The 16,301-nt window shown below is 41.4% G+C and carries 15 protein-coding genes; all 15 read left to right on the forward strand.

What is annotated here, in order from left to right; all coding sequences use genetic code 11:
- A partial coding sequence (locus tag ACF8D3_RS08440) for an acetyl-CoA C-acyltransferase (protein WP_392471085.1) occupies positions 1-729 on the forward strand: 729 nt, incomplete at its 5' end.
- 8 nt (positions 730-737) lie between these two features.
- Entirely contained in the window at positions 738-2,093 is a 1,356-nt protein-coding gene (pcaB, locus tag ACF8D3_RS08445) for a 3-carboxy-cis,cis-muconate cycloisomerase (protein ID WP_392471086.1), read from the forward strand.
- A complete protein-coding gene (gene pcaD / locus ACF8D3_RS08450) occupies positions 2,090-2,875 on the forward strand; it encodes a 3-oxoadipate enol-lactonase (protein WP_392471087.1) in 786 nt (261 codons plus the stop codon). Before pcaB ends, pcaD begins: the two co-directional genes overlap by 4 nt.
- A 41-nt stretch (positions 2,876-2,916) precedes the next feature.
- Complete coding sequence (locus ACF8D3_RS08455; protein WP_004880304.1) at positions 2,917-4,269, forward strand: MFS transporter; 1,353 nt, start codon at positions 2,917-2,919, stop codon at positions 4,267-4,269.
- Positions 4,270-4,300: 31 nt separating this feature from the next.
- Complete coding sequence (gene pcaC / locus ACF8D3_RS08460) at positions 4,301-4,714, forward strand: 4-carboxymuconolactone decarboxylase (protein ID WP_392471089.1); 414 nt, start codon at positions 4,301-4,303, stop codon at positions 4,712-4,714.
- Between the two features lie 10 nt (positions 4,715-4,724).
- Positions 4,725-5,450, forward strand: coding sequence for a protocatechuate 3,4-dioxygenase subunit beta (gene pcaH, locus ACF8D3_RS08465; protein WP_023014362.1), 726 nt, complete (start codon positions 4,725-4,727; stop codon positions 5,448-5,450).
- 12 nt (positions 5,451-5,462) lie between these two features.
- Complete coding sequence (gene pcaG / locus ACF8D3_RS08470) at positions 5,463-6,092, forward strand: protocatechuate 3,4-dioxygenase subunit alpha (protein ID WP_392471090.1); 630 nt, start codon at positions 5,463-5,465, stop codon at positions 6,090-6,092.
- Between the two features lie 69 nt (positions 6,093-6,161).
- A complete protein-coding gene (gene aroD, locus ACF8D3_RS08475; protein WP_392471150.1) occupies positions 6,162-6,995 on the forward strand; it encodes a type I 3-dehydroquinate dehydratase in 834 nt (277 codons plus the stop codon).
- A gap of 20 nt (positions 6,996-7,015) precedes the next feature.
- Positions 7,016-8,476 (forward strand): nitrous oxide reductase family maturation protein NosD, encoded by a 1,461-nt coding sequence (locus ACF8D3_RS08480; protein WP_392471091.1) that lies wholly within the window; start codon positions 7,016-7,018, stop codon positions 8,474-8,476.
- A gap of 19 nt (positions 8,477-8,495) precedes the next feature.
- Positions 8,496-9,824, forward strand: coding sequence for a carbohydrate porin (locus tag ACF8D3_RS08485; RefSeq protein ID WP_061392301.1), 1,329 nt, complete (start codon positions 8,496-8,498; stop codon positions 9,822-9,824).
- A 16-nt stretch (positions 9,825-9,840) separates the two neighbouring features.
- The gene (locus ACF8D3_RS08490; RefSeq protein ID WP_392471092.1) at positions 9,841-12,264 is read left to right on the forward strand and encodes a glucose/quinate/shikimate family membrane-bound PQQ-dependent dehydrogenase; all 2,424 of its coding nucleotides are present in this window, start codon (positions 9,841-9,843) and stop codon (positions 12,262-12,264) included.
- Positions 12,265-12,466: 202 nt separating this feature from the next.
- A complete protein-coding gene (uraD, locus tag ACF8D3_RS08495; protein ID WP_392471093.1) occupies positions 12,467-12,967 on the forward strand; it encodes a 2-oxo-4-hydroxy-4-carboxy-5-ureidoimidazoline decarboxylase in 501 nt (166 codons plus the stop codon).
- Positions 12,967-13,302 (forward strand): hydroxyisourate hydrolase, encoded by a 336-nt coding sequence (uraH, locus tag ACF8D3_RS08500; protein ID WP_278396670.1) that lies wholly within the window; start codon positions 12,967-12,969, stop codon positions 13,300-13,302. The genes uraD and uraH overlap by 1 nt, the downstream gene beginning before the upstream one ends.
- 52 nt (positions 13,303-13,354) lie before the next feature.
- The gene (locus tag ACF8D3_RS08505; protein ID WP_392471095.1) at positions 13,355-14,728 is read left to right on the forward strand and encodes a nucleobase:cation symporter-2 family protein; all 1,374 of its coding nucleotides are present in this window, start codon (positions 13,355-13,357) and stop codon (positions 14,726-14,728) included.
- 191 nt (positions 14,729-14,919) lie between these two features.
- Entirely contained in the window at positions 14,920-16,215 is a 1,296-nt protein-coding gene (locus ACF8D3_RS08510; protein WP_061392297.1) for a hypothetical protein, read from the forward strand.
- Positions 16,216-16,301: the final 86 nt, after the last annotated feature.

The following is a 16,301-nucleotide window of genomic DNA, read 5'->3' on the forward strand; positions in this document are numbered from 1 at the left end:
GACACCATGCCACAAACGGCTGAAAACGTTGCAGAACAATTCAATGTCAATCGTGCCGATCAAGATCAGTTTGCCTTGGTGAGCCAACAACGTACTGCAGCAGCGCAAGCCAAAGGCTTTTTTAAACAAGAGATCGTGCCCGTTATCATTCCTCAGCGTAAGGGTGATGCGATTGTGGTGGATACCGATGAACATCCACGCGCATCAACCACGATTGAAGCCTTAACTAAACTCAAAGGTGTGGTAAAGACCGATGGAACCGTTACAGCAGGTAATGCATCAGGGATCAATGATGGTGCAGCAGCACTCTTGATCGCCTCAGATGAAGCGGTTGCTAAATATCAACTAAAACCACGCGCCAAAATTATTGCCGCAACTACAGTAGGTGTTGAACCACGCATTATGGGATTTGCGCCTGCACCTGCGATTAAGAAATTACTGCAACAGACCAATCTGACATTAGAGCAGATGGATGTGATTGAGTTAAACGAAGCCTTTGCAGCTCAGGCATTAGCGGTAACTCGTGATTTAAGTTTAGCGGATGATGATGCACGTATTAATCCGAATGGTGGTGCGATTGCTTTAGGTCATCCATTAGGAGCATCAGGCGCACGCTTAGTCACCACCGCATTGAATCAACTTGAGCAGATTCAAGGACAGTACGCATTATGTTCGATGTGTATTGGTGTGGGTCAAGGCATTGCGCTCATTATTCAACGTGTTGAGTGAGGTTTGATATGAGCCAGTTATATGCCAGCTTGTTTTATCAGCCTGAAGTCACGGACATTTTTAGTGATCGTGCTTTGTTGAACTACATGATTCAAGTCGAAGTTGCTTTAGCAAAAGCTCAGGCGCAGGTTGAAGTCATTCCCATATCTGCTGCAACGATCATCGAGCAAGTTGCACAAAATGCATTAGAAGCTATTGATTTTGATGATTTAGCCGTTGCGTCAGGTTTGGCTGGAAATATTGCAATTCCTTTTGTGAAGCAATTTACAGCAATCGTAAAACAACAAGATCAAGATGCTTCTCGATATGTGCATTGGGGTGCGACTAGCCAAGATATTATTGATACAGCGATGATTTTGCAGTGCCGTGATGCATTGCTATTGATCGAAAAACAATTGCAATTTGCTTATCGCATTTCGATTAAACAGGCACAGCAATATCGTAATCAAGTCATGATCGGGCGTACATGGTTGCAGCAGGCATTACCTATTACTTTGGGTCATAAATTTGCGCGTTGGGCAGCAGCATTTAAACGTGATTTAGATCGCTTACAAGCTATGAAATCTAGAGTTCTAACAGCTCAGTTAGGTGGCGCAGTGGGTTCTTTGGCTTCTTTAGGAAATCAAGGCTCGGCAGTCGTTCAAGCTTTTGCAGCTGAGTTAAATCTAACTGTTCCTGAATGTACGTGGCACGGTGAGCGTGATCGTATAACTGAAATGGCTGCCACGCTCGCAATCATTGTTGGGAATACTGGGAAAATCGCTAAAGATTGGTCATTGTTAATGCAAACAGAAATTGCAGAAGTATATGAGCCGACAGCGAAAGGACGTGGTGGTTCATCGACAATGCCTCACAAACGAAATCCTGTTGCAGCAGCGTCAGTTCTTGCAGCTGCGAATCGTATACCGGCACTGATGGCTAGTGTTTATCAAAGTATGGTGCAAGAGCATGAGCGAGCTCTAGGTGCTTGGCACGCGGAATGGTTGGTGATTCCTGAAATTTTTCAGTTGTGTGCAGGCGCATTAGAGAGGACTACTGACGTGCTTGAAAATATGCAAGTCAATCCTGATGCCATGCAGCGCAACCTTGAATGTACCAATGGATTGATTATGGCTGAAGCGGTGATGATGGCACTTGCAACCAAAATCGGGCGATTGAATGCGCACCAGCTAGTTGAGCAAGCTTGTCAGCAAGCCGTTAATCAGCAACAGCATTTAAAAATCACATTATCCGAGATGGATGAAGTCAACGTACATTTGAGTCCAAGTGAACTGAATGAGATTTTCAAACCTACATCTTACCTCGGAAATATTCAGGCGCAAATTGATGCGGTTCTAAAAGCAGCACAAGGAGATTCGGCATGATGATCAAAATAAGCAATCGTCAAGGCCATCAATTGGCTGTTCAAATATCGGGTTTGCAAGACGCACCTGTACTCATGTTCTCAAATTCTTTGGGTACTGATCATGGGATGTGGCAAGCGCAAGTTGCAGCTTTTGCTGAGCACTATCATGTCATTACTTATGATACTCGTGGGCATGGTGATAGCGATGTAATTGCCGATACAACTTTGCAAAATCTTGCTGAAGATGTGGTGGATATTTTAGATGCCTTAACAATTGAAAAAGCCCATTTTTGTGGAATTTCAATGGGTGGCATCACAGCGCTTGAATTAGCGATCCATCATGCTGAGCGTTTTCATAGTATTACCGTTGCGAACTCTGCTGCCAAAATTGGTACAGCCGACGCATGGGATATGCGGGCAGATAGTGTTGAACAAACAAGTCTAGCAGACATCGTGAAAACGACACATACCCGTTGGTTTAGTGAACATTTTGATTATGTACATGATGTTCTGGCTCAAAAAACAATTCAGAGCTTAGCGGTTACACCAGCACAGGGATATGCCAACTCTTGTAGAGCATTGGCAAATTCAGATGTGCAATCAAAGCTGAGCTTGATTCAAATCCCAACTTTAATTATCGCAGGTCAATTTGATCCTGTTACTACGGTTCATGATGCAGAGTTCATGCATCAGTCTATTGCAAACAGTCAACTTGAAATCTTGGCAGCGTCTCATTTGTCCAATATTGAACAACCCCAAGTTTTCAATCAGGCATTGGCTAAGTTTATTCAAAAAATATAACCGCAAAGGTTAGAAAGGAATTCGCCTACAAGGAGGCAACTATGGCACAGGAATTTGCTGCCCCAAAAAACAGTATGGATGCACAGGCACTGATTAATGATGCACCAGTAAGCAAGTATCAATGGATGATTGCAATCATTTGTTTTCTCATTGTATTTGTAGATGGAATCGATACTGCTGCGATGGGTTTTATTGCACCAGCATTAGCACAGGATTGGGGAATTGATCGTTCTCAACTCGGTCCTGTAATGAGCGCTGCACTTGGCGGGATGATCATTGGTGCATTGGTTTCAGGCCCAACTGCGGATCGTTTTGGTCGCAAAATCGTTTTAACGATTTCAATGTTGATCTTTGGTGGTTTTACTTTGGCGTCTGCTTTTGCAACTGATCTGAATAGTTTAGTTATATTGCGCTTCTTAACGGGTATTGGTTTAGGCGCTGCAATGCCAAATGCAACCACATTATTCTCAGAGTATTGCCCGCAACGAATCCGTTCTTTGCTCGTCACTTGTATGTTCTGTGGTTATAACCTTGGCATGGCGATTGGTGGCTTCATTAGCAGCTGGTTAATTCCAACATTTGGATGGCACAGTCTATTTTTGGTCGGGGGAGTTTCTCCATTAATCCTCATGATATTGGTGATTGTACTTTTGCCAGAATCATACCGCTTCCTAATCGTCAAAGGTAAAGACTCTCAGAAAGTACGCAACATTCTGAATCATATTGCACCTGAAAAAGTACAGCGTGCTGAAAGCTTCCATATTCCAGAAGAGCAATCTGCTGTTGCAGAAAAGAAAAATGTATTTGGCATGCTGTTCTCTAAGCAATATGCCAAAGGCACAGTTTTGTTGTGGTCAACTTATTTCATGGGATTAGTGGTGATTTACCTACTCACCAGTTGGTTGCCAACTTTGATGCGTGAAACAGGTGCGACTATGGAGCGTGCAGCATTTATTGGTGGCTTATTCCAGTTCGGCGGTGTGTTGAGTGCTTTGTTTATTGGTTGGGCAATGGATCGCTTTAATCCAAATCGCATTATTTCAGGTTTCTATTTTATTGCTGGATTGTTTGCAGTGGCGGTTGGGCAAAGTCTTAGCAATCCAACATTATTGGCCATTCTCGTATTGTGCGCAGGTATTGCAATCAATGGTGCGCAATCGTCTATGCCTGCGTTAAGTGCTCGCTTTTATCCTACTCAATGTCGTGCAACAGGCGTGGCATGGATGACAGGTATAGGTCGCTTTGGAGCAGTATTTGGAGCTTGGATTGGCGCAGTTTTATTAGGTAATGATTGGTCATTTACTGCGATTTTAAGCCTATTAATGATTCCTGCAACAGCAGCTGCGGTCGCGATCTTTGTGAAATCTTTAGTTGCTCATACAGATGCAACCTAACTTTAAATCTCTCGATATCAGGACAACGCCAATGAATGATGAGCAGCGTTATCAACAAGGACTCAAAGTCCGTACAGAAGTACTTGGTGAAAAACATGTCGGTCGTTCTTTAGAGAACCTAAATGATTTTAATCAAGATTTTCAGAATTTTATTAGTCGGTTCGCTTGGGGGGAAGTGTGGTCACGTGAAGGTTTACTACGCCACACCCGTAGTTTAGTCACCATCGCCATTTTATTGGCTTTGGGACGAGAAGATGAATTGAGAATGCATTTACGTGCTTGCTTTAACAACGGGGTGACCAAGGATGAGCTTAAAGAACTGATTTTACATAGCTCATTGTATGCAGGGTTACCAGCCGCAAATGCGGCCATGCATATGGCTGAAGAAGTGTTCAAAGAGCTTGGAATAGATGTGCAACCCGTTTCAGTACAAGCAAAAGATTAAGGAGACAGTCATGTTACATCACACATTGGGTGCATATCCGCAACGCGATACTGAGGATCATCCGCCAGCATATACACCGGGCTATAAAACCAGTGTATTACGCTCGCCAAAGAATGCATTGATTTCGATTAATGAAACATTGACTGAGGTGACTTCACCGCATTTTGAGCCAAGTATTTTTGGGCCTAAAGACAATGATTTGATTTTGAATTATGCCAAAGAAGGTCTGCCGATTGGTGAGCGGATTATTGTTCATGGCTATGTGCGTGATCAGTTTGGTCGCCCTGTAAAAAATGCCTTATTAGAAGTTTGGCAGGCCAATGCATCGGGTCGCTATCGTCATCCAAATGACAAGTTTATTGGTGCAATGGACCCTAACTTTGGTGGGTGTGGTCGTACATTAACTGATGAAAATGGATTCTATATTTTCCGTACCATTAAGCCCGGCCCATATCCTTGGCGTAACCGTATCAATGAATGGCGTCCTGCACATATCCATTTTTCTCTTATAGCTGATGGTTGGGCACAACGTTTGATTTCGCAGTTCTATTTTGAAGGCGATACCTTAATTGACTCATGCCCAATTTTAAAAACCATTCCATCTGAGGATCAACGTCGTGCTTTGATCGCGTTGGAAGACAAAAATAATTTCATTGAATCAGATAGCCGTTGCTACCGCTTTGATATTCATCTTCGTGGTCGTCGTGCGACTTATTTTGAAAATGATTTGACTTAATGGAGTGACAGAATGAACGCGTGGAATTTTCAGGAACTTAAAGAAACACCATCACAGACAGGTGGTCCTTATGTTCATATCGGTTTATTACCTCAACAAGCCAATATCGAAGTCTTTGAACATAACTTCAATAATCAGTTGGTAAATGAGCAAACTCAGGGTGAGCGTATTCGTCTTGAAGGTCAAGTGTTTGATGGACTTGGTTTGCCATTAAGAGATGTATTACTGGAAATCTGGCAAGCAGATGCCAATGGAGTTTATCCAAGTCAGGCTGATACACAAGCAAAAACTGCTGATCCAAATTTTCACGGTTGGGGACGCACAGGCGCAAATTTTGAAACTGGTTTCTGGAGTTTTAACACCGTAAAACCGGGTTCAGTTTCAGGACGTAAAGGTACGATCCAAGCACCGCATATCGCAGTGGCTTTATTTGCTCGTGGTATCAACATTGGTTTGCATACGCGTATTTATTTTGAAGATGAAGCAGATGCCAATGCGAACGATCCTGTTTTAAATAGCATCGAGTGGGCTACACGTCGGCAGACACTGATTGCAAAACGTACAGAAGTCGATGATGAAATTGTTTATCGCTTTGATATCCGTATTCAAGGTGAAGATGAAACTGTGTTTTTTGATATTTAAGAGTTAATAACGAAAGATTGCTTTGTCTTGGGAAAGACGGGCAATCCATTAAGGATGATGAAGATGAAAATGAAAACACTGGCAGCGTTCACGCTGCTTGTAAGCCCTTTTTTTGCGGTTCAAATGGTACAGGCACAAGAAAATACGCACAGCCCAGTTCAATTGGCTGAGTTGGTGAAATCACCTGTTAAAACAATTGTACCGATCACAGCGAAAACTAAAGATCAGGCTTTGGCACAAGCAAAAGTGATTGCGGCAAATCCAGATGTAGATTTGGCTGAGTTTCGTATCGATTTACTTGATTTTGCAAATGAAACTAAACAAGTGATTGCATTGGGTCAGGAGCTAAAACAGATTCTAGGCAATAAGCCTATGATTGCGACAATTCGTACGCATAACGAAGGTGGCAAGCTCACGATTAGCGATGTTGATTATGGAAAAACTTACCAAGCTTATTTAAAACATCCTTTTATGGACATGTTGGATGTTGAAATGTTTCGTGACCAACAGATTGTCAAAAATATCGTGAAATTGGCGCATGATAAAAATGTACTGATCGTCATGTCGAATCATGATTTCCAAAAAACGCCAAGTGAAGATGAGATCGTTAAACGCTTATTAAAACAAGATGAACTTGGGGCAGATATTTTAAAAATCGCAGTCATGCCACAAAGCAAACAAGATGTCTTCACTTTGATGAATGCAACTTTAAAAGTGAGTGAGTTGTCCAAGAAACCACTGCTCACAATGTCAATGGGAAGACTTGGAACGATTTCCCGAATTGCAACAGCAAATATGGGTGGTAGCTTTAGTTTTGGCATGATTGGCGAAGCTTCAGCACCAGGTCAAATTGATGTAACTCAACTAAAGCAGTTTTTAAAAGCGGTTCAACCGACACAATAATTGAAAAGGATTTGTTAGACATGAAATTGATTTCTTTACGTTTAAGTGCTTTAGCGATGGGTTTGGCTATATCTGGTTTGGCTACAGCAGAAACATATGTGGTTGATCGTTATCAAGATGATTCTGAAAAAGGCTCATTACGTTGGGCGATTGAGCAGGCAAATACTCAGCCGACTGTAAGCAGTGAAATTTTGATCCAAGCGGTAGGAAAAGCACCTTATGCAATTAAGGTCAATAGTCCGCTTCCAGAAATTAAAGCACCAGTAAAAATTATTGGTACACAGTGGGCCAAAGCTGGTGAGCATATCGCGATTGATGGTTCAAACTATATTAAAGGCACAGGAGTAGAAGCTTGTCCGGGAGCAGTTGCAGGGCAATTTGGTACTAATGTTCGAACGACAACTTTACCGGGAATTGTTTTACGTGACATTAACGGTGTAACTATCCAAGGTTTAGAGATTCGTCATTTCTGTATTGGCATTTTGATGAATCGTGCGAGTAATAACCTCATTCAAAACAACCGCATTATGCATAACTATGGTGGTGCAGGAGTGATGCTGACGGGTGATGATGGTAAAGGCAATCCAACTGCAACGACGACCAATAACAATAAAGTGCTCGATAACTATTTCCAAGACAATGGTGATGGGCTTGAGTTAACACGTGGTGCGGCATTTAACTTAGTCGCAAATAATCATTTTATTTCAACTTCAGCAAACCCAGAGCCGTCACAAGGCATAGAAATTCTTTGGGGGAATGATAATGCCGTGGTTGGGAATAAATTTGAGAATTATTCAGATGGTTTACAAATCAACTGGGGTAAACGTAACTATATCGCCTACAACGAACTCACCAATAACTCAAATGGTTTTAACTTGACGGGTGATGGCAATATTTTGGATAGCAACAAAGTGCATGGCAATCGTATAGGAATCGCCATTCGTTCAGAAAAAGATGCAAATGCACATATCACACTGACTAAAAATCTAATTTGGGATAACGCCAAAGATATTAAACGCTGTGAGGCAGGTGGGAGTTGTGTTCCAAATCAACGTTTAGGCGCGATAGTTTTTGATGTTCCAGGCTTAGAACATGCGCATTTTGTGGGTTCTCGTGGGCATGGTGTGAAGATTGATCCTGCAAATTTACAGAAAACTTGCCAACAGCCAAATGAGCAAGGCTGTAATGCGCAGCCCAACCAAGCAATTCAAGCACCGAAATTGAGTTTCTCAAAAGGACAAGTGAATGTGGTTGTAATAGGGCAACCAAACCAGCGCTATCAAGTTGAATTATTTGGCAATCGTTTAGCGAGTTCAAATGAAGCAGAAATTTACTTAGGTTCAATTGTTGCTGCGACCAATGCACAAGGTGAGGCTAATGTTTCATGGAAACCAACAACAAAAGTAGCATCTCTAACTGCAAATGTAACTGATCAACTCGGTGCAACATCTGAACTTAGTACAGCGCTAAAAATGAAATAAAAAAGCACGGAGGCTTTTTATGAACTCAAATAAACTATTTATTAAATTAAGCTGCTTGGCAGTTGCTATCTGTACAGCGCAAAGCAGCTTTGCAAATGAACCGTGGTCACAAGATCGTCAATGGCTACTTGGTGATTGGAATGGTCAACGCCAACAACTTGAACAAGAGGGTTATAAGTTTACTGCATCGATTATGAGCCAAGGGGCGACCAATCTAGATGGCGGATATAACGATACCAACACATTTAAAAATGCAGCACAGTTAGCATTAGGTGCAAATTTTGATTTAGAAAAAATTGCAGGATGGAAAGATACAACAGCCAATATTGTCATTACAAAACGTGATGGTAATGCGCTGACTCTTGAGCAGATTAAAGACCCACGCTCAAGTGCATTAGGTAACTCACAAGAAATTTATGGTCGAGGCAAAATCTGGCGTTTAACCCAAGCATGGGTAAAAAAAGGTTTTGCTGATAATACGGTTCAATTCAAGATTGGACGTATGGGCATGTCTGATGACTTTAATAGTTCGCAATGTGAATTCCAAAATCTACTGCTATGCGGTGGTCAGCTTGGAAAATCAATAGGATCTATTTGGTACAACTGGCCTGTAGGGATTTGGGGAACCAATATCAAGTATCAGTTTTCCCCTGAATGGACGCTTGGAGTCGGTGTCTATGAAGTAAATCCTGACAATGTAAAAACCGAAAAAGACAGTGACGGTTTTAATTTGGATATGGATAACGTGAAAGGCGCAACGATTCCAGTAGAGCTAGTGTGGCGACCTAAACTTACGATATTTAATGGTTTGCCGGGAGAATATAAGGTTGGTGCGTTGTATTCGACTGCTGAAGCAAATGATATTGCGACGACCGATAAAGTCCATGATGGCAAGCATAGTTTTTGGTTGAATACTCAGCAGCAACTCACGCAGAAAGGCGACGATGCAAAACGCGGTTTATACGCCAGTTTTAATGTCGTTGTGAATGATAAAGCCACTACGGCAGTTCAAAGCACTCAGCAACTCGCACTTTGGTACAAAGGGGCTTTTGATAGTCGTCCACATGATTCGATTGGTTTTGGTATTGCCAATTATTTAGTCAATGACCGTTATAAAGATCGTCAAATCGCAACGAATACGAGTCGTGGTTATGACGAATATGATGCATTCGCAACAGATTATGTCCCAGTTCAACGAGATGAACTCAATGTTGAGCTGAACTATAGCTATCAATGGTCACCAGCAGTCATGTTAAGACCAAACCTACAATATATTCATCAACCCGCGGGTGTAAAAGAGGTGGATGATGCTTGGGTTGCTGGATTGAGCATGCGAGTGAATTTCTAATATAGGAGTATGACGTATGTCTGAATCTTCAAGCTCACATACCATACTGAAGATATGGTGTCTGATTTTAGGCTTAGTATTACTGCTCACAGGACTGTTTTTTACAGTCGGTGGCGCTAAGCTAGTAACATTAGGGGGATCATGGTATTTCGTGATCTCTGGTGTATTTACGTTAGCATCAGCAATTTTCATTTTTAAAAAGAAAGCAGTTGGCGTTTGGCTATTCAGCTTAGTGTTCATCGGTACGATTATTTGGTCACTTCTTGATGCGGGTTGGGAGTTTTGGCCCTTATTTTCACGTTTGATGTTCCCAGCGGGTTTATTTGCGGCGTTGATGTTTACATTACCTTCGATTCGTCGTTATCAAATTCAACCGAGTGCTGATTTAGCTGCTTATGGCTTTGGTATGCTGACTGTTCTAGGCATGTGCGTCGGTCTCTACCAAATGTTCCAACCTCATGCGACAGTTTCGGCTTCAGGTCAGGAGCTACCATTAGTTCCAGTTAAAACTGATATGAAGCAGACCAATTGGCAGCATTATGGACAGGATTCAGGTGGTAGTCGCTTTGCCGCATTAGATCAAATTACTCGAGATAATGTTCATCAGTTAAAAGAAGTATGGCGTTTTCGTACAGGTGATTTTACGACGGGTACAGGCAATGGTGCAGAAGATCAAATGACACCTTTACAAGTCGGCAATAAGATTTTCTTGTGTACACCACATAACAATATTTTTGCTTTAGAGGCTGACTCTGGCAAGCAATTGTGGAAAGCAGAAGTTAATTCAAAAGCGGATGCGTGGGAACGTTGTCGTGGTGTTGCTTATTTTGATTCGACTCAACCTTTAGCCCAGCCAACATTAGCTGGTGCCACACCCGTTAAAACGGTTGCAACAGATACAGTATGTTTAAGACGTGTGTATACCAATACACCAGATGGACGATTAATTGCAGTAAATGCGGATACAGGAGAACGTTGTAAAGATTTTGGTGTGAACGGTACGGTGGACTTACTCAAAGGTTTAGGCGAGGGTACTAAAGCGCCACGTTTTGAAGTAACTTCAGCGCCGACGATTGCTGGAACAGTGCTCGTCGTTGGAAGCCGAATTGCAGATAACTTCGCCGCAGATATGCCGGGTGGGGTAATTCGTGCATACGATGTCATTACAGGTGAATTGCGTTGGGTATTTGATCCACGAAATCCTGATCCAAATTACATGCTTAAAGAAGGTGAAACATATAAACGTAGTTCAGCGAACTCTTGGGCAGCGATGTCATATGATCCGCAAATGAATACCGTGTTTTTACCAATGGGGAGCTCATCTGTCGATGTCTGGGGTGGCAATCGTCAACCTTTAGATCATAAATACAATTCATCTGTTTTAGCTTTAGATGCGACAACAGGCAAAGAAAAATGGGTTTATCAAACGGTTCATAATGACTTATGGGATTTTGATTTACCGATGCAGCCAAGTTTGGTGAACTTCCCGATGAAAGATGGCAGCAATAAACCTGCTGTTGTAATTGGAACTAAATCAGGTCAATTCTTTGTCTTAGATCGCTTAACAGGTCAGCCTTTGACAAAAGTGATTGAACAACCTGTCAAGCCAGCGGATATCGAAGGTGAACAATATAGCCCAACGCAACCTCGATCAGTTGAAATGCCACAAATTGGTAATGCAACTTTGACTGAGTCTGATATGTGGGGTGCGACACCTTTTGATCAGCTGATGTGTCGTATCAATTTTAAATCGATGCGTTACGAAGGGTTATATACAGCACCTGGTAAAGACAAATCTTTGAGTTTCCCAGGCTCCTTGGGTGGTATGAATTGGGGCAGTATTGCGTTTGATCCAACTCATCAATACATGTTTGTAAATGACATGCGTTTAGGTTTATGGATTCAGTTAATTGAACAGACACCTGAAGATTTAGCGCTTGAAGCCAATGGTGGTGAGAAAGTGAATACAGGTATGGGCGCAGTGCCAATGAAAGGTACACCATATAAAGTCAACAAAGATCGCTTCTGGTCTAAGTTGAATATTCCATGCCAAAAACCGCCGTATGGAACAATGACTGCAATCGATATGAAAGCACGTCAAATTGCATGGCAAGTTCCAATGGGTACTGTAGAAGATACTGGTCCGATGGGAATCAAAATGGGGCTTAAAGCACCAATTGGGATGCCAACGATTGGTGGGCCGATGGCAACGCAAGGAGGTTTAGTCTTCTTTGCTGCGACACAAGACTACTATTTACGTGCCTTAGATTCATCTACAGGTAAAGTCTTATGGAAGTCTCGTTTACCCGTGGGTAGCCAAGCAACACCGATTAGTTATGTTTCCCCTAAATCAGGGAAGCAATATGTACTGATTACCGCTGGTGGTGCACGTCAATCACCAGATCATGGTGATTATGTGATTGCTTATAGCTTAAATTAAGCATTTAATTGATCCGTTCTAAAGCCTGCAAAAGCTTACTTTTGCAGGCTTTTTTATTTAAATCATGCAAGCCATGTATTTTATAAAATCTCATAATCGATAATCAAAAAGATGAAACCAAACTAGAAAATTGGCATATTCATTGCTTAATATAAATACATCTGGTCAGACCAGTCAGACAATGCAATAAATTGGAGCAAAAATGGACTTGGAACAATTCAATCAATTGGATACAACGCATGCCGAAGCGGCATTAAGCCCATGTGTCCATATTCATTCATGGATTGAGCATTTAGTTCAGCATCGTCCATATTCAACTCGTGATGCATTGTATCAGACTGCCAAAATTCAAGCTCAAACATGGCAATGGTCAGAGATAGCAAATGCTTTAGCGCAGCACCCTCGGATCGGTGAGAAAAAAGCAGCGAGTGCATTGTCTGAAAAAGAACAGCGCTTTTCAGCCAAAGAGCAAGGACAACTTGGGGCAGATGAAGACCTTCAACAAGCACTGTATCAGGGCAATTTAGATTACGAATCTAAATTTGGACATATATTTTTAATTCGTGCGGCAGGGCGAACTGGCGCAGAAATGTTAGCTGAGTTACAACGCCGTTTAAACAATAGTGTGGTGCAGGAACAGCAAGAAGTTCAGCAACAATTGGCTGAGATTGCACTTATTCGCTTAGAACAGGAGATTCAATAATGGCTGGTATTAGTACACACATTCTAAATGCTTCACTCGGAAAACCAGCAGTTGGAGTTACTGTCAAATTATTTCGAGAAGTAGAGCAACAATACGTGCTATCTGATGAGCAACAGACGGATGCTGATGGACGTATTAAAGCATTTGAGTTTGAGTCTTTTACGCAAGGGAATTACCAGCTGATTTTTGAAATTTCAGACTATTTTCAATCGTTAAATACAGAGAGTTTTTATCCGAGAGTGTGCATTGATTTTAAAGTGCTTGATACACAACAGCATTATCACGTACCGCTATTAATCAGCCCTTTTTCTTACTCAACCTACCGTGGCAGCTAATTTAGAAATTAACCGATGTAGACATGATTAATCTTATTTGAGGAATAACTTCATGCATCAAGACAAAGTGCACAGTGATGTCGATATGGATGTTTCAGCAGAACATCAATATTTGGGGATGAACAAAAATATCATCTATGGTTTGCAACATGTGCTGACCATGTATGGCGGAATTATCGCTCCACCACTGATTATTGGTGCAGCCGCAGGTTTAGACGGTTCGGAAATCGCATTATTAGTTGCTGCAGCACTGTTCGTCGGGGGAATTGCCACAGTTTTACAAACCATTGGTTTTAAACATTTCGGGGCGAAATTACCCATTGTGCAAGGTGTCTCGTTTGCAGGGGTTGCCACGATTCTTGCCATTGTCAGTACTGGTGGTGGGCTACCATCTGCATTTGGTGCAGTCATTGTGGCTTCGATTATCGGATTATTTCTAACTCCTTTTTTTGCCAAAATCATTCGATTCTTTCCGCCAGTCGTGACGGGTTGTGTGATTACCATGATCGGTATATCGCTTACACCTGTAGCGATTCGTTGGATTATGGGGGGAAATCCAAAGGCAGAAAACTGGGGCGATCCAGCAAATGTCGGACTTGCTGTTATGACTTTGGCAATCGTGATCATCTTTAGTATGTTACGCAGTCAAATTCTACGTCGACTGGCAATTTTAATTGCTATCGTATTGGGTACGATTCTGGCTTATTTCGCTGGCTTTGCAGATTTTTCAAAAGTTGCATCAGGTTCTATTTTTGCTTTACCTAGCTTTTTCCATTTTGCTTCTCCAGTTTTTGAATTCTCTGCAATTCTATCTATGACCATCGTGACTTTAGTCATCATGACGGAAACAACAGCGGATATTATTGCGATCGGAGAGATCGTGGGCACTAAAGTTGATTCAAAACGTATCGGTGATGGTCTGCGTGCAGATATGTTGTCGAGTGCAGTTTCACCGATCTTTGGTTCATTTATGCAAACCGCATTTGCCCAAAATGTAGGGCTGGTTGCGATTACAGGCATCAAAAGTCGTTTTGTAGTTGCAACTGCGGGTGGAATCTTAATCGTGTTGGGATTATTGCCAATCGTAGGTCGTTTAGTGGCTTCGATACCAATGCCAGTACTAGGGGGCGCGGGAATCGTGTTATTTGGCACAGTGGCGGCGAGCGGTATCCGTACTTTGGCGAAAGTTGATTATAACGATCACAAGAACTTAATTATTGTAGCGACTTCGTTGGCTATCGGGATGATTCCAATCGTAAATCATGAGTTCTATGCACAGTTTCCGATTTGGGTACAAACACTTCTTCATTCAGGTATTAGCTCCGCTTGCCTCACCGCAATTTTCTTAAATATTGTGTTTAACCACTTACCGTTTACCAAGAAGTCTTCGGAAGTTGCAACACTACCTGTAAATTCAGGTCATTAATTTCAACCTTAATGACCTCAGTTTTTAACAAGCAACGTTTTTAATTTTAATCATCAACTATTTAAAAATCGCTTATTCAATTTTGAATAGGTCTTGGGGAGCTTTTGACTTCAAAAAAGTTAAAAGTTGGGGTTTTGACAACTTAAAAAATGGATTGAGTTGATTTTTAAATGCATCATTCGGGGAACTTTATGAAAAATTTTACTTTGAAATCTGTAACTTTGCTGATTGCAATGGGGAGTATGAATCAGGTTTGGGCTGCGGATACCAGCTTAAATGGACTCTTTAATTTAGGGCAGGACTGTAAAGTCCAAGATAATTCAGTGCAATCCGTACAAGAAATGTTGGGATGTGGAACGCTACATGGTGTGGTGAAATCGACCTATTACTCGTTAAATAATGGTTATTTTGTTGATAATTTGAACCAAGATACGGTCACCATTGGTGGTTATGTTCGATATGAAACAGCGCCATTTCTCGGTGTACAAGCAGCGGTTGGTTATGACTTACAACGTCGTTTAGATGATAAAAATCAAAATGATGAAGTTGACGAGTTAAAAGAAGATCGTGATGGTTTAGCTGAAGCATATTTGACTTGGAAAAATGATCTTGCGCGAGTCACCATTGGTAATCAACGTTTGAATTTACCGTTTATGGGAGATTATGCAGACCGTCGTGTTTTGATGTATTTATACCAAGCCGCAGATGTTCAGGTCGGCAATAATACTGACTTTTTACGTCTAACTAAGGTGAATAAATACAAAAGCTATGGCGAAGATGAATTTACCAAGACATCTCGTCAAAACTCAAATATCGAAACAGATGGTTTATGGTCATTTGGTTTGGGTAAAAGTTTTGATTTAGCCAGTGATAAAAAATTAAAGGCGCAGCTTTGGTATCAAGATTATGATGATTACACGCGTTTGATCTATACTCAAGCCGATTTATCTTTTCCCAAATTAAATTATTCGCCAGAGTTTTCTGTGCAATATATTTCAGGGAAAGATCAAGGCAAAGCATTGCCTGGTGAGGTGAATAGTCAAATTTTTGGTGCACAAGCTGCGTTGAAAGTATTGCCTAAAGCGAGTTTGAAAGTGGCCTATAACTATATCAAACCAGATAGCGAAAGTTATTTAAATGGAGCTTTATTAACGCCGTACGCAACCAAAACTTCTTCAGGGGAAATCTTCGCACAACCATTTTTTACCAGCACACAAGATCTTGGTGCAGGAAATGCTTTTATGCTTTCACTTGAAGGTAAAGTGACTGATCAAGTGATTGCAGGGGCACGTTATTCATTTATGGATTTGAAAGAAAAAGAGAATGTAGCAAGTCGAAATCAATCTGAATATATGATTTTCGGGATCTATAATTTTACAGGTGCTTTAAAAGGTTTCAGTGTGAGTAATTTCTTTGGTATCCAAACTTCACCACGTTATGAAAAAGACTTTTTACAAAACCGCTTTACATTGAGCTATAAGTTTTAATTTTTTCTGAAATCACAAGAGCCTATCTATATCTGAGATAGGCTTTTTTATTTTCAAAAATTAGATCGAAATTATGAATAAATCAG

Origin of the sequence: Acinetobacter sp. YQ_14, assembly GCF_043102985.1 — a bacterium.
Classification (GTDB): Bacteria; Pseudomonadota; Gammaproteobacteria; order Pseudomonadales; family Moraxellaceae; genus Acinetobacter; species Acinetobacter venetianus.